Source organism: Pseudoalteromonas sp. J010 (genome assembly GCF_003934235.1).
Taxonomy (GTDB): Bacteria; Pseudomonadota; Gammaproteobacteria; order Enterobacterales; family Alteromonadaceae; genus Pseudoalteromonas; species Pseudoalteromonas peptidolytica.
This window is the reverse complement of sequence record NZ_RDBW01000047.1, coordinates 1-21,538: the sequence shown is the minus strand read 5'-3', so window position 1 is coordinate 21,538 and position 21,538 is coordinate 1. Positions and strand designations below refer to the sequence as shown.

Annotated in this window: 12 protein-coding genes; all 12 read left to right on the top strand. The window is 45.5% G+C overall.

What is annotated here, in order from left to right; translation table 11 throughout:
• Nucleotides 1-365 precede the first annotated feature (365 nt).
• Nucleotides 366-1,985 carry an aromatic amino acid ammonia-lyase gene (locus EAG18_RS20315; protein WP_125254187.1) on the top strand — a complete coding sequence of 540 codons (1,620 nt, stop codon included), beginning with the start codon at nt 366-368 and terminating at the stop codon, nt 1,983-1,985.
• Between the two features lie 137 nt (nt 1,986-2,122).
• Nucleotides 2,123-2,416: a phosphopantetheine-binding protein gene (locus EAG18_RS20310; protein WP_125254186.1), complete on the top strand. Its 294-nt coding sequence runs from the start codon at nt 2,123-2,125 to the stop codon at nt 2,414-2,416.
• Between the two features lie 33 nt (nt 2,417-2,449).
• Entirely contained in the window at nt 2,450-3,946 is a 1,497-nt protein-coding gene (locus tag EAG18_RS20305) for an AMP-binding protein (RefSeq protein WP_125254185.1), read from the top strand.
• Nucleotides 3,939-6,122: a beta-ketoacyl-[acyl-carrier-protein] synthase family protein gene (locus EAG18_RS20300; protein ID WP_125254184.1), complete on the top strand. Its 2,184-nt coding sequence runs from the start codon at nt 3,939-3,941 to the stop codon at nt 6,120-6,122. Before EAG18_RS20305 ends, EAG18_RS20300 begins: the two co-directional genes overlap by 8 nt.
• Nucleotide 6,123: 1 nt before the next feature.
• Entirely contained in the window at nt 6,124-6,891 is a 768-nt protein-coding gene (locus tag EAG18_RS20295) for an ABC transporter ATP-binding protein (protein WP_125254183.1), read from the top strand.
• Nucleotides 6,884-8,029, top strand: a complete 1,146-nt coding sequence (locus EAG18_RS20290) for an ABC transporter permease (RefSeq protein WP_125254182.1) — start codon at nt 6,884-6,886, stop codon at nt 8,027-8,029. The genes EAG18_RS20295 and EAG18_RS20290 overlap by 8 nt, the downstream gene beginning before the upstream one ends.
• Nucleotides 8,026-8,424 (top strand): 3-hydroxyacyl-ACP dehydratase FabZ, encoded by a 399-nt coding sequence (fabZ, locus tag EAG18_RS20285; RefSeq protein ID WP_125254181.1) that lies wholly within the window; start codon nt 8,026-8,028, stop codon nt 8,422-8,424. Before EAG18_RS20290 ends, fabZ begins: the two co-directional genes overlap by 4 nt.
• An 11-nt stretch (nt 8,425-8,435) precedes the next feature.
• On the top strand, nt 8,436-9,167 hold the full coding sequence (locus tag EAG18_RS20280) for an SDR family oxidoreductase (RefSeq protein ID WP_125254180.1): 732 nt from the start codon (nt 8,436-8,438) through the stop codon (nt 9,165-9,167).
• Nucleotides 9,164-9,871, top strand: a complete 708-nt coding sequence (locus EAG18_RS20275; RefSeq protein ID WP_125254179.1) for a hypothetical protein — start codon at nt 9,164-9,166, stop codon at nt 9,869-9,871. Before EAG18_RS20280 ends, EAG18_RS20275 begins: the two co-directional genes overlap by 4 nt.
• Complete coding sequence (locus EAG18_RS20270; RefSeq protein ID WP_125254178.1) at nt 9,868-10,623, top strand: alpha/beta fold hydrolase; 756 nt, start codon at nt 9,868-9,870, stop codon at nt 10,621-10,623. The genes EAG18_RS20275 and EAG18_RS20270 overlap by 4 nt, the downstream gene beginning before the upstream one ends.
• 20 nt (nt 10,624-10,643) lie before the next feature.
• Nucleotides 10,644-15,197, top strand: a complete 4,554-nt coding sequence (locus tag EAG18_RS20265) for a non-ribosomal peptide synthetase (RefSeq protein ID WP_125254177.1) — start codon at nt 10,644-10,646, stop codon at nt 15,195-15,197.
• Between the two features lie 3 nt (nt 15,198-15,200).
• Nucleotides 15,201-21,538: non-ribosomal peptide synthetase (locus tag EAG18_RS20260; protein WP_125254176.1), on the top strand; the 6,338-nt coding region annotated here is incomplete at its 3' end.

Here is a 21,538-nt window from a genome sequence, read left to right as displayed (position 1 = left end):
ACCAAATATTAACATTTCAATTATTTTAACGTTAGGTTTAATTAACATTAAAATGGCAAATTTTCAGTGTTGACACCCCAAAATCTCAGACTTAACCTAGCCGCCATTCTTAAAACACAACAATCAAAAAATCACATTTAATAATTTTTATTTACAAACAAAATAATTATGTAACAAAAATAGTGACAATAGTATCGCGATAGAATTGAACATATAAACAGGTTTAGAACTCACGGGACGTTGGTTAAGTAGTACTCGCCTATAACAGGGTGTAACTCACATTCATAGGGTATGTCAGTTACAGCAAAAATAAACATTGTGCACAACACAATCAGAATCATTATTTTAGTCAGAGTAGGAAAGTCATGAACCAGTACAACACAGAAAAGGAAACAATTCAGGTCGAGAAGCAGCTCGGTAGTATTGTTTTTATCTCGCAAGATCAATCACTTTCTCTAGAGTCAGTACAAGAGTATGCAGGTCAACCAACTTCTAAAGTTAAACTAGATGAGTTAGCACTTAAGGCAAGAATCGATCAGAATCGTCAATACCTTGATGACAAACTAACCAATCAAGAAGACATTTATGGTGTAACAACTGGTTTCGGTAACTCAGCAAGCAACCGAATTTCAACTTCACTTTCCGAAGAGTTGCAACAAAACCTTATCGCTTATCATGGCTGTGGTGTAGGCGATTATCTGTCAGAATCTGACTGTGCGGCCACATTGTTAATTCGCATGAATTGTAATGCCAAAGGGTTTTCAGGAGTAAGCTGGGCACTGCTATCTCAAATGGAAACCTTTTTAAACAACCGTATTATTCCTGCGATTCCTGCAATGGGTTCTGTTGGTGCTAGCGGCGACTTAACACCACTTTCATATATCGGTGCTGCACTCGGCGGCAAACGCAAAGTCTATTATCAAGGACAAATTCGTGATACTGCTGAGGTGTTGGAAGAACTCAATATAACGCCTTACAAACTCAAGCCTAAGGAAGGCCTTGCAATTATGAATGGCACCTCTGTGATGTCAGCCATCGCAACCAATGCACTCAAAGACATTCAGCGTGCAATTGACCTTAGCTGTAAGCTAATTGCCCTGTATGTAGAACTGATAGAAGGTCGAGCTTCTCCATTCCATAAACGTGTACACGAATTAAAACCACACCGTGGCCAACAAATTTGTGCCGCAAAAATACTCGAGCGCCTAACCAATGTTGATCAACGTTTAGGACGCAGAAATCGTACCGACGACAATATCGAGTTTGGTAAACAGGAAACCTTCAGACTACAAGATAGCTACTCAATTCGTTGCTCACCACAAGTATTGGGGCCATTAATTGACGCGCAAATGTGGGCCTCACAAATTCTCACCACAGAGATCAACTCAGTAAATGACAACCCACTTTTTGATGATGAAAATGACCTTATCCTCAATGCTGGACATTTTTACGGCGGCCACGTTGCGGCGGTATGCGATACCTTAAAGCCACTGGTTGCAAACATGGGAGCATTACTTGAGCGCGAGCTGGGCATTTTAGTTGACGATCGTCTAAATGGCGGCATTTCTAACAACTTAGTGGCCCGCGATGACTTAGGCGACAAAGCATGGGTACACCACGGCTTCAAGGCAATGCAGATCACCTCCTCTTCGCTTGTTGCTGAAGCGCTAAAAAATGCAGGCCCAATGTCAGTATTTTCACGCACAACAGAAGCATTAAACCAAGATATTGTGAGCATGGGAACCATTGCTGCACGAGATCTGCGCCGTATTACCGATCTTATCAAGCCAGTTATTGCCATTCAGGCAATGGCAATCAGACAGGCATTTTATGTTGATGGAAAAGATGCGAAAGCGGAAAAACTCAACCAGCTTTCTCGTGAGTTTTTCGACGAAATTAGCAGCAACTTCCAGCCTGTAATCGAAGACAGACCGATGGATGCTGAAATCAACAACATGGTTAATGCCCTTTTTAACGAGCAATAAACCTCTCTGAGCCGTTTTTTGAGCTGACAGACTTACTTGGCTGACGTGTGAATACGTCAGCCACAGGCTGCTGTTGCTCCAAAACTCTCAAAGAGTCGCTTAACACACACCGCACAAAAATCAAAAAGGATATAAAAATGAGTAACTTAGAGTCAATAACACAATTTATTAAGCAAGATATCATTGTTGATAATTTGGAAGTAGTAGACAGCATTGAAGAAATCGAGGATGACGCCCCGCTTATCGGTGATGGCTTAGATTTGGATAGCATTGAAGTGCTAGACCTTGTGGTATCGATTGAGAAGCAATACAGCCTCAAGTTTAAAGATTACCCAGAACAAACCATTCAGGAAAAAATGAAAAATGTCGCTACATTAGCTCAATTTGTGCACGAGCAAGTTGCAGCTAAAGCGACTGCCGAAGCTTGTTGATCTACTAGTAACCATTTCGCTTGGAAGGACACCATGCAAACAAACAGTGCCATTCGTTCAACACTCATACAGCTGATTGAAGCTGAGTTAGAAATAGATATAGAACAATTAAACCTATTAGATGATGATGCCAACTTGCTAGAGGCGCCACTATTTCTCGATTCGGTCGACCTCATGCAGTTATCCGCAGCATGTAAGAAAGCATTCAAGCTCAGTGACTTGGGCGAATTGAGCACTGTTACTCTGAACACACTAACAGAACAAATCATCACCAAGCTTACACAGCAAAAGCAAGCTAGCCTGTTAGATACTTGGACAGATCAACATTCCGCACTAGGTGAACAGGCACTATTAACACTTATTCAGGCAAGCAAAGATACTGAGATTTCCGGCACAGTAAGAGTAATAAAAGACAGTGCACCATGCGATATTATTAAAAGTGTGATGATCTTACTTGCACATAACATCACACCTGTACTCTGTGCCACCGCTACAACCTCACAAGATGCTTTTAGTTGGAAAGACTTAGTCATCTCACCTCAACATGAGGTAGTACAACCAGGCTCCATTACCCAGTTCTTACAACAATATAGCGATAAAACCATTGGCTTTGAAACCTCGGGTAGTACTGGTAAGCCGCAAATTTGGCAAAAGTCCATCGCTTCTCTTCATGCTGAGGCTGTTACCTTTGCCGATACCTTTGGCTTTGGCGACGCCGATTACTTTTGTGCGTGTGTCGATATTCGCCATATGTTTGGGTTTATTTGGGCATTTATGCTCCCACTCCAGCTTGGTAAGCCTGTTTGCTATGAGCTGGGATCGACACCGGACTTACAACCTATCAAAAACAAGCATATTGCCGTGATATTGACACCAACCATGTTTGATTTTGTTGCAGATCAAATCAGTTACCAACACCATTACTTGATTAGCTCTGGTGCCCCCTTCAAAGGTGAGAAGGAGCAAAAGCTAACTCAATTGACTGAGCAAAAAGCGTTATCAATCCGTGCTTTTGAGGTACTAGGAAGTACTGAAACTGGCGGTATTGGGTATCGGCCACTTGCCTGTAACGAAACCTTATTTACCAAATTTAGTGTCGTCGACATCTATCAAAATGCTGAGCAAAAAACGATGCTCCGCTCCCCATTTTTAGTGGTTGACTGTGAAGCATTTGAACTCAAAGACAAACTGGTATTTAGCAACCCCCAACAGTTCTCTCACGCGGGGCGCGCTGATCAGATTTTTAAATATGCCGGTAAGCGTTTCTCATTACAAAGTATCGAAAAAGTCCTCACGGAGCATTTTGCCGGGCTGCGCCACCGGGTCTTTTTTATTGAAGATAGTAATAACAATAAAGGAGGCGAGCTAGTCGCCTTTGTCGAAGGATTGTCACACACACCAGCACTTCAAGATATTAGGAGTTGGTTTAAAGACTTACCCACGCCACAAGTTCATTTTCTCGCGCAGTTTCCTGAAAACGAACTCGGCAAAATCACCCTCTCGGCACTACAGGAAAGCGTACATGAATAATAAACAAAAAACTTTCATCACTGGATATGGCGTACTCTGTGCTGCTGGCGAAAATCGCCAAGCGATGCTGACTTGCATCAAACAAAACCGTACGGGAATAGGCCGTATTCACCGTTTTGACACTCAGGGGCTTGCACATAATGTGGGAGCGCTCGCCGTCAATTTTGAAGCATATGTTGCGGATAATTATGAAATAGATCTGGCAAGTCAGTATGCCATCCATGCTGTAGAAGAAGCACTAACACATGCAGATTTAGTATTAGGCGAGGTCGACAACACTCGGGTTGCTTTTATTTTAGGTAATGCGAACTGTGGCATGTTTTCGTTAATAGAGAGCATAAAAGGTAAGCATCAAAAAGGATTTAAGTTTTACCCTCCACACCAGATAGCAACTGATGTAAGCCGTCACTTTGGTATTCAGGGGCCGATAATGACGTTTACCTCAGCCTGTACAGCAAGCAGCAGCGCCATAGCTTTTGCCAAACAACTTATTGAGAACGACCAAGCTGATGTAGTGATTGCAGGTGGCGCCGACGCGCTAAGTGAGCTGGTCTATGGTGGCTTTCAATCGGTACAATCACTGAGTCCTGAACCTTGTGCCCCGTATAGTGAAAAAATGGGCTTAAGCCTTGGTGAAGGTGCTGGTTTCTTAATCTTCGAGTCAGCACAACATATCAACAAACGCGGGGGGGCGGCACGCTATCAATTGCTGGCTACAGGTTCTAGTTTAGATGCGCACCATGCCACCGCTCCCAACCCTGAAGGCGACGGTGTGCGCCGAGCGCTATTACAAACACTCTCTTTTGCGCCTGTTACAGCCAGCAATATTGAATACATCAATAGTCATGGTACCGGTACTCCTGCAAACGATGGCGCAGAGCTCAATGGCATTCAAACGGCAATTGGCACTCAGGCGATGCAAAAAGCATGGGTTTCCAGCAGCAAATCTTACTTTGGCCATACCCTAGGCGCAGCCGGTGCGGTAGAGCTTATCTCAACACTTGTTAGCCAAGATGACGGACTATTACCCGCAACACTTGGGGTTGATTCAGTTAGACCATGCTGCAAAGACTATCAATTAGTCACTAACCAGCCAAAGTCGCACACTGTCGATGTCTTTGCCGTGACTAACTCAGCATTTGGCGGTCATAACACTAGCATGCTACTTAGTCACCAAGAAAAGCCCATACCCAGTCAATCACTACAACCAGTTTATTTACTCACCGCCACCAGCCTCTGTGATGAAAGAGTCTACTTCGCCAGAGAAAACAAAACCGATGGCTTTAGTGAGTTTAACTTGAAAAAGCAATTCCCATCGCTATTTCAGCGTCGTACGCCAAATGTGACCCAATTCGCCTTGGGCGCCTGTCAGTTTGCATTGCAAGACAGTGAACTTGACTTAACTCAATTACCACTTGCCGAGTTCGCCGCGTACTACGCTAACCCCATTGGCTCGTCAGAAACACTCAATAAAAACTTAGCGTCGTTCTGTGAAGGTATTGCAGAGCTTAAAAGCACGCATTTTCCAAACACAGTCGTCAATGCCACTTTGGGGCAGTTAGCTTTGGGGTTTGGTTTTAAAAACTCCGCTACGTGCGTGAGTGACTTAGGTAACGATTTTTTACATGCTTTATGGAGTGCAACGCTTGATATGCGTGAAGGCCGTAGCCGTTACGCAATGGTATGTGGGTCACAAGATGACACAGCGCTGTCAAAGCAAGTGTGGGCTGCCCATCAGTTCAATGCGGATATTGGCCATTTTGCTAGCGCAGCACTACTTGCCACCAAAACAGTATTACCTGCCGGTTACCAACCCCTTGCTGAAATAATCGAGTTTATTCAAATCAATGATACGCAACAGCCTAATTCACTAGATAAGCTGCTGAAAGCGCACGCTAGGAAACTGAGTCGAGTCGGCAATATCGTGTTAAGTGCCCATCACGACAGCGCCTTTGGTGCAATCGCAGCCAGCTTAGATTGTCATTTACCACAAGCGCAGCTTATCAAGTATCAACCTCAATGCGTACCACGACATAGTACTGAGTTAGCGGTGCAAGCTTTAATGCACGCACTAAATACACCAACGAATAATACCGAGTTAGATCAAACCCTTCTCCTGAGCGTTAATCTCGCGGGAAGTATGACGGGATGTATTTTACGAACAGTAAGGAAATAACATGACAACCGTGATTGAAGTGAAAAACTTAAGGAAGGTCTATAAAAGAACACGCAAAGTCGCTGTAGACGATGTGTCGTTCAGCGTGAGCGAAGGAGAATGCTTTGGACTGCTTGGCCCTAATGGCGCAGGTAAAACAACCACGTTGGAAATACTTCAAGGGCTGCGCAGTGCCACTGCTGGCGAGGTGACTTTGTTTGGACTCAACTGGAAGCAGGATGAAACGAAATTACGCAGCCTGATGGGTGGTGTAATGCAGCACAATAACCTCTACGAAAAACTCAAAGTAAAAGAATGCGTTGAGTTATTTGCCAGCTTTTACCCAAGTTATACGCCAATTGACACTCTGTTAGCGCGCTTCAATTTGAGCGAGAAAAAAGATGCTTGGCTGAGCGAGCTCAGCGGCGGGCAAAAGCAACGAGTATTTCTCGCCATGGCTGTTGTGGGTAACCCAAAACTGGTGTTTTTAGATGAACCAACCACAGGGCTTGATCCCACCAGCCGCCAAGAGTTTTGGCATATCATCAAAGATCTTAAAGCAGCAGGAACCTGCGTGTTGTTAACCACCCATTACATGGATGAAGCCGAATTTTTATGTGACAACTTGGCCATTATCAACTCAGGTCAAATCATTGAGTCAGGTGCACCAAGCGCCATCATTAATCGCACCTTTAAAACACCAGTGATCAAAGAACCAAGAAAAGCCACGCTCAACGACGTATTTTTAAAACTTACAGGTTCCACAATGGAGGCGCAAAGCTATGCCTGAGTTAAGTCAAACTAAGTTAAACCAAACGCAGCCAAGTCAAACAAAGCTATATCCTTTTTGGCAATTAATGATGGTCAATATTCGGCCTTTCTTCCGCGATAAAGCGGTGTTGCTATGGACGTTCGGCTTGCCTATTTTCATCGCTTTATTGCTCATTCAGGCCTTCTCTGGCGGACCAAAAATGTCACCAATTAATGTGGTCGTAATGCATGGTGAGCAAATTGAACAAAAGTGGTTAAAAGCCATGGAGGAAGACCCACTGATCACCGTTACCCGCCTGTCGCAAACGGACTCAATTGTACTCGAAGACAGTTTCGCATCGGCACAATTGGCTGAAGTGATTAGCTCTCCTGGGTCCGTGTTGCGTAAGTTGCAAAATGAGATAAGCCCTGAAGTATATCTCGCACCAAATGCGATGTTTTCTACCCATAACTCCGATGAGTCGTTAATGGCACGTAATTATTTATTGCGCCTAAAAGAGCAAGCTAACGGTCAGGTGATGCAAAGTAATGTGGTTAGCGTCAAAGGCTACCGTTATACAGATTGGTTGATCCCTGGGATCATCGTTTTGCAGGTTCTGGGTCTGGCACTAGTATCGATTGCCAATAGCCTAGTATCTGATAGGCAGAACGGCTTTTTCAAACGCCTTCGCCTCTCCCCTTTTAAGCGTCGCGATTACATTATTGGGATCGTGCTTGCACGTTTGTTCTTACTGGTATTTCAAATGGCTATCTTGTTTGTGGCATTTCACTTTTTATTTGGCTATACGCTACAGGGCAATGTTGTCGACATCATTTTAGTCATGGCGTTAGGCTCATTTTGTATCTGTATGCTCGGTGTTTTAGTTGGCGCACGCAGCCAACGCGTCGAAGTATCATCTGGTATTGCCAACCTACTTTATTTTCCATTGATGTTTTTATCAGGCATTTACTTCGACACCGCTAACTTCCCTACTGTGTTACGGGAAATTGTTTCGCTCCTGCCCACTACTGCTTTTTTGGATGCCCTGCGCTTAGTAGCCAACCAAGGTGTTGAGCTTGTGGCTGTCAGTCGACAATTGATTATTTTAGGTGTCACCAGCGTGGTGTTTTTTCTCATTGTTTACTTTTGCTTTGACTGGGGAGATGAAAAATCATGATCACCGACAACTTGCCACATCAGGCACCATTTAAATTCGCCGACAAGATCATTGAACACTCGCCAGGTGAGATGATTGTTGGGCTTAAGTTTATCTCACATAACGAGCCGGGGCTTCAAGGGCATTTTCCCGATGAGCCTATTTTCCCTGGGGTACTCATTATTGAAACCATGGCGCAAATAAGTGGCCTTTGCTGCAACAATTCCCATACAGGAGGCATGCTGTCTGCAATTGAGAAGGCTAAGTTTAACCGCCCTGTACGCCCGGGCGAGATCATAAAAGTGACTGCGAAATTAGAGACCGAGTTTGGCGCGCTGGCTCGATTCAAAGCGCAGGCACATGTTGAAGATGAGTTGGTCGCCAAAGCCGAACTCACCATTGTTTACACGGATTAAGGAATTAGCTTGTGTTTACTGGAAAAACAGTCGTAGTAACTGGCGTATCCAAAGGGATAGGCAAAGGCATTGCACTGGCCTTTTTACAAGGAGGTGCCCGCGTATACGGTCTTTGCCGCACACAAACCCCGATTACAGAATTACATCAGCCTGAGTATGAAGCTCGCTTTGTCCAGCAAAGTGGCAATATTATTGATTGTGAATTTGTGAATGCAGCTATTCGCCGAGCAGTTAACGACACAGGTCGAGTCGACGTGCTGGTGAATAATGCTGGCGTCACCCAAGATAGTTTGTTTTCGCAAATGTCTTACGACGCCTTTCACGACGTGTTAGACATAAACTTTAAAGGCACGTTACAGTGCTGCCAGGCCGTGTTGCCTGTAATGACAAAACAAAGCGCTGGCAAAATTATCAACATGGTGTCGCAAAGCGGGATCAGCGGCCGTGAAGGACAAGCCAACTACGCCACTTCAAAAGGCGCAATCATTGGATTAACTCGGACAATTGCTCGCCAATATGGGCACTGTGGCATTTATTGTAATGCCCTCGCGCCAACCTTTATCGCCACCGATATGATTGATGATATTCCTGCCAGTATTATCAACCCGGTGTTAAAACACACCGCCCTTGGCCGCGTTGGGAGCGTAAAGGAAATCGCGGATGCCACGCTTTATCTCGCTTCAAGTGCGTCAAATTATCAAACTGGAAATGTCCTCCGGCTAGATGGAGGGCTTGCGGTATGAATGCTCAAGCGTTTATTTTGCTCTATCCAACTGGTGAGTTTGATAACCACTTTATTGCCCATTTATTATCACAAAAACACCCGATACTGCTGATTAATGCCAGCCCTTTGGTTGTTGCACAAAACCCAGAAGCTACATATCTATCTTTAGATGCGCCGCTCAGTACATCAGACACCGCAGTACTATTAGACTGGTTTGAAACCCACTACAAACAACAAGAAGTGATGGTGTTACATTGTGCCAATCGCCTCGATGAGAGCAAATTGCTTGAAGACATCAGCGTCGGTGAGCAACTGATAGCTCGGCTAGAAAATGCCTTTGTTGTGCTTAGAGTGATCGCCGATAACTTACGGATGAGTGGTGGAAATCTGGTGTTTTTGACCCAGTCAGACACGCTAAATTATGAATTAGAAGCCACTGCGAGCGTCTGTAATCACGCCCATAATGCCCTGATGATGACACTCGCTCGAGAGTATCAAGGCAGTAAGCTTGCGGTAAATAGTTTTGTACTCCCATTGCTTGCAACTGATAGCAAAGCCGCAAGAATGCAAAAGCGCAACCTTAAAGGGGGTGTACTTGGGGCCCGCCCTGCGGTGTTTAGCCATCAAGATCTCGTTGAATACCTAGTCAACTTTATGAGAACCAACACCATGCTAACCGGCCAGTCGATAGCATTTACCCCTACGTTGGAGCTCAAGCTATGATGCCAGTTGATCTCTATTGCTTTCATCACGCCGGCGGCTCATCACTGTTTTTTCGAAATTGGGACCAGCATTTACCTGACCATTGGCAGCTGCACGGTATCGACTTACCCGGTCGCGGTACTAAAGCAGGAGTGCAATCTCTGCAGGATTGGGAAGAAGTACTTGATCACTTAAGTAGAAATATGCAAATTCAGTCGCGCAGTGAGCGGCTTTGCGTGTTCTTTGGTCATAGCCTCGGTGGCATGGTGGCGTATAAGCTCGCTGATCACCTCCGTAAACATGCCTTGGCAACCCCAGATTTAGTGTGTCTATCAGCGTGTCGTGCTCCTTGTATTCCATCAGTGACACAGTACGCGAAACTGAGTAATAGTGACCTACTCGCTACTTTGTATCAGCTTGATATGCTGCCAGCGCACCGCCTAAGCCAAGAAGTGGAAGCCGTAATCACAGGTATGTTTAAGGATGATTTTACCCTCGCTGAGCAAACCGTAAGCACGGATATTACCCTTACCATGCCTGTAGAGCTTATTTTGGCAACACAGGATCACTTAGTCAGCCCCGAGTCTTATCGCGCTTGGTATCCCTACTGTGAGAACCATTTTCAGCACCATCATGTTGTGGGCGATCACATGTATTTACAACCTCATCCAACGCTTGCATGTGAGGTGATCACTGATGCAGTAACACGGCATCTAACCCGCATACAACAAACCAAATACCACAAAGTAAATTGGCAAAAGCCGCTGTGTTAGAGCGAAAAAAGGATAACGTAATGAACTCACTGTCTATTAACGCCAACTTCAAGCCTCTTTCAACAAGACAGCTTCACGTATGGCAAGCGCAACAACTTGATTTGGCCAACCCGGTTTATAATATCGCTTGTGCTGTGACATTTACCGGCGAGCTTAACAAGCCGGTGTTACAACAAGCCCTCGAACTTTTATTTGTACGCCACCCTATCCTGTCAAGCTGCATCAATGACACAAAAAATGAGCCGCAACTGGAGTTACTCAGCACCCCACCTTTATTACTTAATGTTGCGCCAGAATTCATTTCACACACTGATGCTGACACCGCTAAGACAATAATTGAACAGGCTATCAATATCGAAAAAGAAACCTTTCAGTTTTATGTTTGTGGATCTGACACTAGACTGTTACTGATCATTAAAGGTCATCACATCAATTGTGACCAGTGGGCGCTGCAAGTGCTCATGAGTGACTTACTCGCTTGTATTGAGGCGGTGCTTGATAACACGGAGCTTAACCTTGCACCACTTGATTACAACGTGATGTTTGAAAAGAAGCCATCCCGCGACAGCAAATCAGAAAACCAAGCGCTCTATCCAATCGATTTTTATCACAGTAATACCGAGGCACTCAAACACCATTACGACGGTATTGCCTTTCGCGAAGAAAATCCGCAGGCATTGAAACAAGTAAAACAGGCAGCCGCTCAAGCTGGCGTGACCAGCTTTAGCGTGGTGCTCGCTAGTGTCTTTTTGACTTTATTTCATACTACCGGACAAACCGACTTAACCATTGGTATTCCAATGGCTCGTCGTACCCGAAAAACGCGAGCAATTTTGGGTCACTACTCTGACGTGGAAACGGTTTCTATTTGCGATATTGAGCAATACAGTGGCGCGTCGCTTATCAATGAAGTCAGTAACCAGCTTACGCAGTTATTACTCTCTGATAACAGCAATAAAGACGCTGCAAAACATATTAATGTCACCTGTAACTACTTGGCCAGATTAAAAAGCAATGGTATTCGTCCGGGGATCACCCCGTTGATGATTGGTCGTCAGGGGTATGAACTGACTCTAGGTTCAGCAGGTAACACTCTCGTTAAAGGCGTATCTATTGAGCCTGGCGTTTCTCAATTTGATATCGAGTTTACCCACTTTGAAACAGAAGGCGGCCTGTGCCGCAAAGTGGTCGCGGCAAAATCTGTGTTCTCTCGTGTCGCCATGACACGGATCACCGATATTCAAGCACGCTTTATTGAATTACTTACCCACTCAAGCGATATAAATGTGGCCGAACTTCCCGTACTTGATGAGGCAGAGCAACAGCTTATTTTGGCACGCAGCAACCAAGAAAATAAAACCTTCTTCTCAGACATCACCCTAAATCAATGGTTTGAGAAAGCGGCAATCGAGCACCCGCATCGGATTGCACTACGAACCCAAACGCAGTCTATTGATTATCAAACCCTGAACGCCAGAGCCAATGCCCTTGCTCTGCATTTACGAGACCAATACCAGTCTGAGTATCAACAACCACTTAGCGCAGATACGTTAATTGCGCTGTATATGCAGCCTTCTATTGAGATGCTAATTGCAATTATCGCGGTGACTAAAGCGGGTGCGGCTTATGTGCCACTATCTCCTGATCATGCCAGCGAGCGAACAACCTTTATTTTGAGTGATACCAACCCAAGCCTATTACTAGTCGATGAACAGCAGTACGCGGCAGCGCAAGATAAGTGTCATGTGGCGCAGGTGACTTGTCCATTAGTTACACCTCTTGCTCCCCAGCAACAGTGCAATGAAGCGCCAAAAATCAATCAGTCGCCGAAAGATTTGGTCTACATCATTTATACCTCGGGTACGACAGGCAAACCAAAAGGCGTAATGCAAACTCACGAAAATGTCGCCAGGTTATTTAGTGCAACCGCAAAAGACTATGGCTTTAACCACCAAGACGTATGGGTCTTATATCATGCCTATACCTTCGACTTTAGTGTTTGGGAAATGTGGGGGGCGCTGCTGTATGGCGGCCAACTGTGTATTCCTGACAACCACCTTATTCGTGATTTTGAAGCATTTGCACAGTATTGCTCAACCAACCACATTACCGTACTCAATCAAACGCCTGCAGCCTTTTACGAATTTAGTGCCGCCGCCCTTAGAGCCAAATTAAACTTTGACCAATTGAGATATGTGATTTTTGGTGGCGACAAGCTTAACCCTGAAATGCTCAACCCGTGGTGGCATCACTATGGCGATGAACAGCCTCTACTAGTCAATATGTATGGGATCACAGAAACCACCGTCCATGTAACTTACAAAGCATTGCAACAGCACTCTAGCTCTAAGGCGTCACACATTGGCAGACCGATTGCTGATATGAAAGCCTACGTATTAAACAGCAAATTGCAATTAGTCGAACCCGGCGCAAGCGGAGAGTTATATATTGGCGGAGCCGGTCTAGCTCGGGGATATTTAAACCGTGAAGAGTTAACCCAAACACGCTTTATTAGCAACCCATATGCAACCGAGCAAGATGTTCAACAAAACCGTGCCAGACTCTATAAAACCGGCGATTTAGCAAGACGCTTACCGGATGGAGAACTGGAGTATATTGGTCGCAACGACAACCAAGTGAAGATCCGAGGCTATCGCATCGAGCTTGGTGAAATCGAGGGCGTAATCAACCAACTGCCTGAAGTCGCCCAAGCTGTAGTTATTGACCGCACCTTACAAAACGTCCCATACCTGGCCGCTTACTTGAAGTTTAAGCCTGAATTTATCGGCCAAATTGAGCAAGTCAAAGCACAAGTATCACAAGCGCTTCCTAATTACATGCTACCGAAAACTTGGACAGAATTGACTGAAATTCCACTAACCGGTAACGGTAAGTTAGACCGCAAAGCCTTGCCTGAGCCCGTGCTTACAAGCCAAAACGAATACGTTGCGCCAGAGGATGAAACCCAAGCCCTGCTATGCGAGGCATTTAAATCGTTACTGGGGATTGAAAAGGTCAGTACCAAAGACGACTTTTTTGCCATCGGCGGAGACTCAATTTTGACAATTCAGCTCGTTGCCTCACTCCGAAAGCAAGGTATTGAGCTACAAGTTAAAGATATTTTTGACTGTCCAACAGCATACACGCTGAGTAAACGCATTCTCAGTGTGCAGGCAACTCAACGCGAAGTCATACAAGAACAGGGGCTATTAACTGGGCGTTTTGATTTACTGCCAATACAACAGTGGTTTTTCAATAAGGAATTACCTGATGAAAACCACTGGAACCAAGCCTTCGCCATTCGAATCCCAACTGGTTATAGCCACGCTCAACTGCAAGAAGCATTACATAGTTTGAGTGAACAACACGATATGTTGCGCACAACTTTTATGGAATTTGAAGGCCATATTAGCCAAGAATATCGCGATACTAGCACGATGGCAGCGCTTGATACCCTAGATGGTCGGTCTCCTATCCTTGTTACCGAACTAAACAAACGACAAAGTCAGTTTGATATTTGTCACGGCCCGCTTTGGCAAGTCACGCATATCCAAGCATTTTGTGAAGAATATGACCTACTTCACTTTGCGCTGCATCACTTAATTATAGATGCCGTTTCTTGGCGGATCATTGCCCAAGATCTGCAAACACTGCTAGAGCGTGGTGAGCTGCTCGCTAAACGTACCAGTTATCGTCAATGGGTTGAGATGATGCAGTCTTATCCTGCGGCACACCCTCAAGAAATGACATTTTGGCAACGTGTAGCAACCAACTTGCCTAGCTATCCACCAGTTATGGCAGCCACTCCTTCAACAGTTTGGTTGGAATTAGACGCAAAAGCTACGACTCACTTACTGCGTGACGCCAACGCTGGGTTTAATACCCAAAGTGAAGAGTTACTACTGGCGGCATTATGCCAAGCGTTGAGTAAAACATTTAGACAAACTCAGCACGCCGTTACCCTTGAAAGCCATGGCCGTGAAATGTGGCGCGATGATGTTGACATTAACCAAACTCTCGGTTGGTTCACCTGTTTATATCCACTACGGCTGACACAACAGCGCACCCTAGGCGACACCATTATTGATGCTAAAGAAGCCCTACGCCAAGTCCCGAACAAAGGACTCGGTTTTGGTTGTGCACAACTGCAAGACACCAGCTTAACATTGCCGAGCATCAGTTTTAATTACCTAGGTCAAATGGGCAGGCAAAGTGATGCACTATGGCAGATAGACAACCAGCTACAAACTGAGACAAGTTCAGCTCAGAACAGCTCACATTTACTTCTCGATATCAATGCACTAGTTCAAGGGGAACTGCTGAGAATAAAGGTAGATTCCTTGCTTGATGGCAATCTTACCGAGGCATTTTCACGTCATTTAACACACGCATTACATGAAGTGATTGAGGTAGCGCTTGAGGCTAAAGCCCACGGTGGAGTAAGTACACCGAGTGACTTTGGTGCCGAGTCCCTTTCACAGGAGCAACTCACCGCATTGCAATCTCAGCTACATGAAACACCACAAGAACACACCTCAACTCAGTCTGAAAAAACACAAGAATTAGAGATATAAACCATGTTGAATTTATGCCAATCACTTGCAAAGGATAATATTGCGCTTTGGGCCAACGTAGACAAGTTGAAGATTGTCCACGGTGAACAAGGACTCAGCCAACAGTGGGTTGACTACCTCAAAGCAAATAAGACCGTATTACTTGACTATCTTAAGTCGCAGCAGGTTTTTTCCGAGCAGGACTTTGAACAACTCCTCGCGACAGAGCGCAAAAGAGCCTCTGAGATCCGAGCTATTTATGATGCCAACAGCATGCAAAAAGGCTTTGTTTATCATAATCTTGCCCAGCCTAACGACGATGCTTATCGCGTCCAATTAGTGATTGATTACCATCAAGCGCTCGACATTGATGCTTACCAACAAGCTTGGATACTGGCTTCAATGCGTTACCCTGCACTACGTACCGCATTTAACTGGGATAATGAAATTATTCAAGTGATCAAAGGAGGAGCTGGGTTCACTCCAGATCACTTTAGCTTTCACGACTTCAGTACGTTAGGCCAAATCGAGCAACAAGCACGTATAGATAAATTAATACACGATGATCGCCATACGCCATTTGACCTCACTAAACCTGGATTAATGCGCTTTGCTATCGTTAAACGCAGCGCTACACACTTCACCTTGATTAAAGCAGAGCACCATAGTATCAGCGATGGTTGGAGCTTTCCGGTAATGTTACAAACCGTGCACCAAAACTATGGCAAGCTCGTTAACGGCGAGCCGGTGATAGTAGAAGAAGAAACTGCGTACCTACAAACGCAGGCGCTGTATCAGCAAAACCAAAAATCTAGCGACGCGTATTGGCAGACTCAAAAAGCAAAATTTGCTGAGCCCAATGATATCAATCGATTATTAAGCAAAAATATTGACCAATCCGGCTCTTCACAAATCAAACAAGCAGCGGCAAGGGAGTTAAAGCTCTCCTCAGAGCGTTATCAGCAACTTAAATCGTTTGCTAAGCAACAAGGACTAACATTGAATGTATTGATGCAGTTTGCTTGGCATAAATTATTGCAATACTACTGCGATGCTGAGCAAACCATTGTCGGTACGACAGTTTCTGGTCGTGAGTTACCGGTTGACGGGATCCATGCCAGTGTTGGCTTATACATCAACACCCTGCCACTGGCACTGGAATGGCAAGAAGACGCTAGTATTGCCACCCAGCTGAGCGCTTTGAAAGACAAAATTGCTGAGCTTAACGGCCACAGTAGCGTTTCGCTGTCACAGCTACAGGAGCCAAATACTCGCCTGTTCAACAGTCTATTTGTATTTGAAAACTACCCAACGCCAGCGGGGCAAGATGTACTCAAGTGGTCATTCGATAAAATGATTGAGAAAGTAGACTACCCGCTCACCATCAGTGTCGTTGAACAGCAAGACATTTTATTACTCAAATTAAGCTTTTGCGAAACCATGCTAGCACCGAGTAAAGCACAGCGATTGCTCTGCCAGATGACATTGGTGTTAGATGCCATGATTGCTGATGAACATCAGCCGCATAGTCAAATTTCTTTGTTAAGTGCTGATGAGCGAGCGCCAATGGTTGAAGTAGATGAGCATGCGGATTATTTGCACACTACTATCCATGAATTAGTTACTCAGCAAGCACAAAAAACGCCGACGCGAATCGCGCTGGTTGAGAACGAAACACAGCTGACATATCAAGAATTAGAACAAAATGCGAATAGGCTTGCCGCCTACATTAAAGATCATGTAGACCTTAGTGTTAGCCAGCGCTTTGTCGGTCTATTCTGTCAGCGCTCTGTTGATATGGTTGTGGCGAAGCTCGCGATTTTAAAGGCCGGATGTGCATATGTGCCGCTGAACCCTGATTACCCAGATCAGCGCATCGAATATATGCTCAGCGATACTCAACTCGGCCTTATCTTGACCCAAAGTGAATTGCGCCCACGCATCGCAGCGCTGGTTTCAAGTTGTCAAGCTCACCCGCAAATCACCTGTTTGGATAGCCTAGTGCTCGCAGACGCACAACCTGTGTTAACAGATGCAAACGCACACACAGAAGCCTATGTGATCTACACATCGGGCACAACGGGCGAACCAAAAGGTGTGGTCGTGCCCCATCGTGGTGTGGTTTCTTTGGTGCAAAACACCGACTTACTAAATACCTCTGAAGACGATGTATTTATTCATCTATCTAATCCAAATTTTGACGCCGCCACGTTTGAAATCTGGACACCGCTGATAAACGGCTGCAAATTGGTCGTAGCAAGTGCACAACAAGGTGCTGAGCCTGACAGCCTATCGAGATTAATCAAACAGCACAGCGTAAGTGTGCTTTGGTTAACGCGAACATTATTTGATTCACTGTATTTACAACAGCCAACTATCTATGACCATTTGCGCTGCGTTATCACAGGCGGTGAAGCTATCACCCCAAGCATAGTGAAGAGTATTCTTGCCAGAAGCGCTCGACCAGAGCTGATTGTTAATGGTTATGGGCCAACTGAAAGCACCACATTTACTACGTTTTATCCGTGTGCCGAGATTGACGGTCCAGTCCCCATTGGTCAAGCCATCAATCATCGCCAAGTACTGTTGTTAGACAAATACCAAAAACCCGTACCTCATGGAGCGACAGGCGAGATATTTATCGCAGGTGCCGGACTTGCGTGCGGTTATCTGAATAAACCAGAGATGACGGCGTCGCGCTTTATCGATAATCCATTTGCAAGCGAAAAGGCCAAACAACTTGGGCTGGATAAACTTTATAAAACAGGGGATTTAGCACGTTGGTCTGAATCAGGGGCGTTAGAGTTTTTAGGCCGTAACGATCACCAAGTGAAGATCCGCGGGTTTAGAATTGAGCTTTCTGAAATAGAAGCACAACTGAATGAATTGGCGCAAGTGAAAGTCGCCGCCGTGGTGGTATTCGAGCAAGCTGGCAACARGCAGCTTGCCGCTTATATCGTGCCAGAGAACGGCGAACTAGACTTAACTGCCGTAAAGCAGGAGCTGGCTCAGGTTTTACCAAGCTATATGATCCCAAGCTACTTTGAAATCATGTCGGCATTACCGGTTAATAACAATGGTAAGCTTGATCACAAAAAACTGCCCACTCCCACCGTGGTGGATGAGGACAATTATCAAGCACCCAGCAGCGAATTAGAAAAGCAACTATGCAGTATTTGGCAGTCAGTACTGGGATTAGAACAGGTGGGTGTCAACGATGACTTCTTTAGAGTCGGTGGCGACTCTATTGTCAGTATTCAACTTGTGTCTGCGCTGCGTAAAGCTGGTTTTAACCTCCAGGTTAAAGACATCATTGATGCCCCAAATATCGCAGCGCAAGCTTATCTCATTCAGCATGTTAGTCACGACAGCATTGAGCTACGTACAGAGCAAGGCGCGTTAAGTGGCGAGTTTGCACTACTGCCAATCCAACAGTGGTTTTTTGATTTGGCGCTACCAGATCCAAATCATTGGAACCAAGCATTTACTCTTAACTTGCCGAAGCACATTGAACATCATGCACTGACACAAGCCATTCAAGCGCTGAGCGCACATCATGACATGCTACGCTGCCACTTTGTTCAGACATCCAGCGGGATAAAACAAGCGTACCAGGAGGCAATTGAGTTTGAAGTGCCATTACTTGATGCAACCGAGCTAAGTAACAGTGTATTGTTTGACGAGCTGACCAAACTGCAAAGCCACTTTGATTTATTTAATGGACCATTGTGGCAAGCTGCGTTAGTAAAAACAGCACAGGGCAATCAGGTGTTTTTTGCCTTCCATCACGTCATTATTGATGTCGTATCGTGGCGTGTGCTGAGCCAAGACTTACAAACCTTATTGAGTGGCAAAGCACTAACAGACAAGCTCACCAGCTACCGTCAATGGGTAGATGCCATTGCCGCCTACCCTGCAACTCACCCAGAGCAGGCGTATTACTGGCAACAAGTACAACAAGGATTTACCAGCCAACCTACTTACTCAGCACACTCACAGCACAGCATCATATTAGAACAAGAAACAACCGCTAAGCTGCTACGAGAGGCCAATCTGGGTTTAAACACTGAGATAAACGACTTGCTGCTGGCTGCACTCAATATTGCCCTGTACAGCACGTTTGAAAGTAGCATCAACCACATTCAACTTGAGGGCCATGGCCGAGAAAATATCGACCCCGGCTTGGATGTGTCACAAACCCTAGGCTGGTTTACCAGTATGTATCCGGTGCGCCTTGAACACCACAACGACGTTACTACAACCATCGCAAACACCAAAGAAATGCTGCGCCACATTCCAGATAAAGGCGTAGGTTATGGCGCTTTTGTACAAGCAGATAAAGTCAGTGCAATCCGCTCTCAGGTGAGCTTTAACTACTTAGGTCAATTGAATCAGCAGCAGCAAAACCAAGACTGGCAGCTCGATGATACTCATGCAGGTTATGTGATGACTAAGGCGAATGCTCAGGCTGATAACACACTACTACTCAACATCAATGGTGCTGTTCGTGGTACTGCGCTTCACTTTGATGTAGTTTCAAGGTTAACCCCATCGCAGTCTTTGGCATTTGTTGAGCACTTTGAAATGGCGCTTCGCCAAGTCATCAATGCAGGCTGTGAACTAGCCGCGCAAGCGCCGCAGCAAACCCCAAGCGACTTGGGGTTAAATGATTTGTCTTATGACCATTATCAAGCGCTGAGCAAGCGCTATAATATTGAAGCGCTTTACCCTGCTAATAGTTTACAGCAAGGTTTTATCTATCATGCCGTAAATTTCCCAACGGATGATGCCTATCGGGTGCAACTCGTCATGGATATCGAGCAAGCACTAGAGATTGAGCATTTTATTCATGCTTGGCGTTTAGCGTCGGTTCGCTTTCCAATTCTTCGCACCGCTTTTGATTGGCAAGAGTGCCTACTTCAAGTGGTGTGTCGCGATGCCAGTATTGACGACAGTCATTTTACCATCACAGATCTGTCATCCCTTGACGAGCACAGCCAACAACAAGCTATTCAAGAGGCGCAAGCCGCAGACAGACAAATACCGTTTGATCTAAGCCAACCAGGGCTTATTCGCTTCAGCTTATTTAAGCGTGGTGAAAACCTCTATACGCTTATCAAAACCGAGCACCATGCCATTAATGACGGCTGGAGTGGACCGTTAATGCTGCAAGCGGTTGCGGGATATTATCGTCAACTTTGTGCTGGGGATACACCTGAGGTGCAAACGCAGCAAACTTATTTAGAAGCGCAAGCTTATTATCTTAAAAATGCAAAGAAAACGCAGGCCTACTGGCAGCAGCAACAAGCTGACTTTAATACCGCAAACGATATAAACTTGTTGCTTGGTGGCCAGTATGACTTGTCGCAAAGTCGAATTGTTGAGCAAGTGCAATCGGTACAGTTCAGCCTTCAAGGGGAGGCATTTAGGTCACTACAACATACTTGTCAGCAAGCTGGCGTCACCCTCAACGTGGCACTGCAATTTGCTTGGCATAAGTTACTGCAGACCTATTCTGGTGATAACCAAACGATTGTTGGCAGCACCGTATCTGGCCGTGAAATTCCAGYCAATGGGATTGAACAAGCAGTCGGTTTATTCATCAACACCTTACCTTTAGTGGTGAATTGGCAAGCAGAAGCAAGTTGCAATGACATCCTCAAAGCGATTCAAAAAGGCGTGGCTGCACTCAATAGCCACAGCGACATGAGCTTGTCGAAATTACAGCGTGATGGTCAGCGCTTGTTCCATACCCTCTTTGTATTTGAAAACTACCCGACTCCAGAAAATACTGGCAGCTGGAAGTTCAGAGAATCAATAGAAAAAGGTGACTATCCACTTTCTGTGGTGGCTCAAAGCGAGTCAGACCGCTTAGACTTTGTAATGCACTACAACGCTCAGTGGTTAAGCGCAGCGCGGGCAGAATGGATCCTTGACCAAGTGCAAGCCATTTTGATTCAGCTGGGGGAACGACTAACACAACGCCATCAAAGCATTAGCTTGGTCAATAAGCAAATGCAGGCAACGCTCAGTCAATGGCACGACAACGCCGAGTTATTTACCAGCGATACAGATCTGGCAAGCATCGTGGAGCAGCACGCCGCGAGTCACCCTGAACACACAGCCATATTAACCAGCAGCGGTGACGCGCTGTCTTATGCCGAGCTAAACGGTAAAGCCAATGCCCTTGCCAACCACATCATTGCTCAGCACCCCAAAGCCCAAGCTGGCCTATTGCCTGCCGATACCCCTATCGCGCTTTACTTTTCTCGCAGCAGCGAGATGCTCATTGCTATGTTGGCTGTGCTCAAAGCCGGTGGTGCCTATGTCCCTGTTTCACCAGACTACCCCGAAGCTCGGGT

What these genes read in the sequence shown, in the direction of transcription:
- EAG18_RS20275 (WP_125254179.1), top strand. Translation starts at nt 9,164, where the DNA reads ATGAATGCTCAAGCGTTTATTTTGCTCTATCCAACTGGTGAGTTTGAT.
- EAG18_RS20305 (WP_125254185.1), top strand. Translation starts at nt 2,450, where the DNA reads ATGCAAACAAACAGTGCCATTCGTTCAACACTCATACAGCTGATTGAA.
- EAG18_RS20315 (WP_125254187.1), top strand. Translation starts at nt 366, where the DNA reads ATGAACCAGTACAACACAGAAAAGGAAACAATTCAGGTCGAGAAGCAG.
- EAG18_RS20310 (WP_125254186.1), top strand. Translation starts at nt 2,123, where the DNA reads ATGAGTAACTTAGAGTCAATAACACAATTTATTAAGCAAGATATCATT.
- EAG18_RS20300 (WP_125254184.1), top strand. Translation starts at nt 3,939, where the DNA reads ATGAATAATAAACAAAAAACTTTCATCACTGGATATGGCGTACTCTGT.
- fabZ (WP_125254181.1), top strand. Translation starts at nt 8,026, where the DNA reads ATGATCACCGACAACTTGCCACATCAGGCACCATTTAAATTCGCCGAC.
- EAG18_RS20290 (WP_125254182.1), top strand. Translation starts at nt 6,884, where the DNA reads ATGCCTGAGTTAAGTCAAACTAAGTTAAACCAAACGCAGCCAAGTCAA.
- EAG18_RS20295 (WP_125254183.1), top strand. Translation starts at nt 6,124, where the DNA reads ATGACAACCGTGATTGAAGTGAAAAACTTAAGGAAGGTCTATAAAAGA.
- EAG18_RS20265 (WP_125254177.1), top strand. Translation starts at nt 10,644, where the DNA reads ATGAACTCACTGTCTATTAACGCCAACTTCAAGCCTCTTTCAACAAGA.
- EAG18_RS20270 (WP_125254178.1), top strand. Translation starts at nt 9,868, where the DNA reads ATGATGCCAGTTGATCTCTATTGCTTTCATCACGCCGGCGGCTCATCA.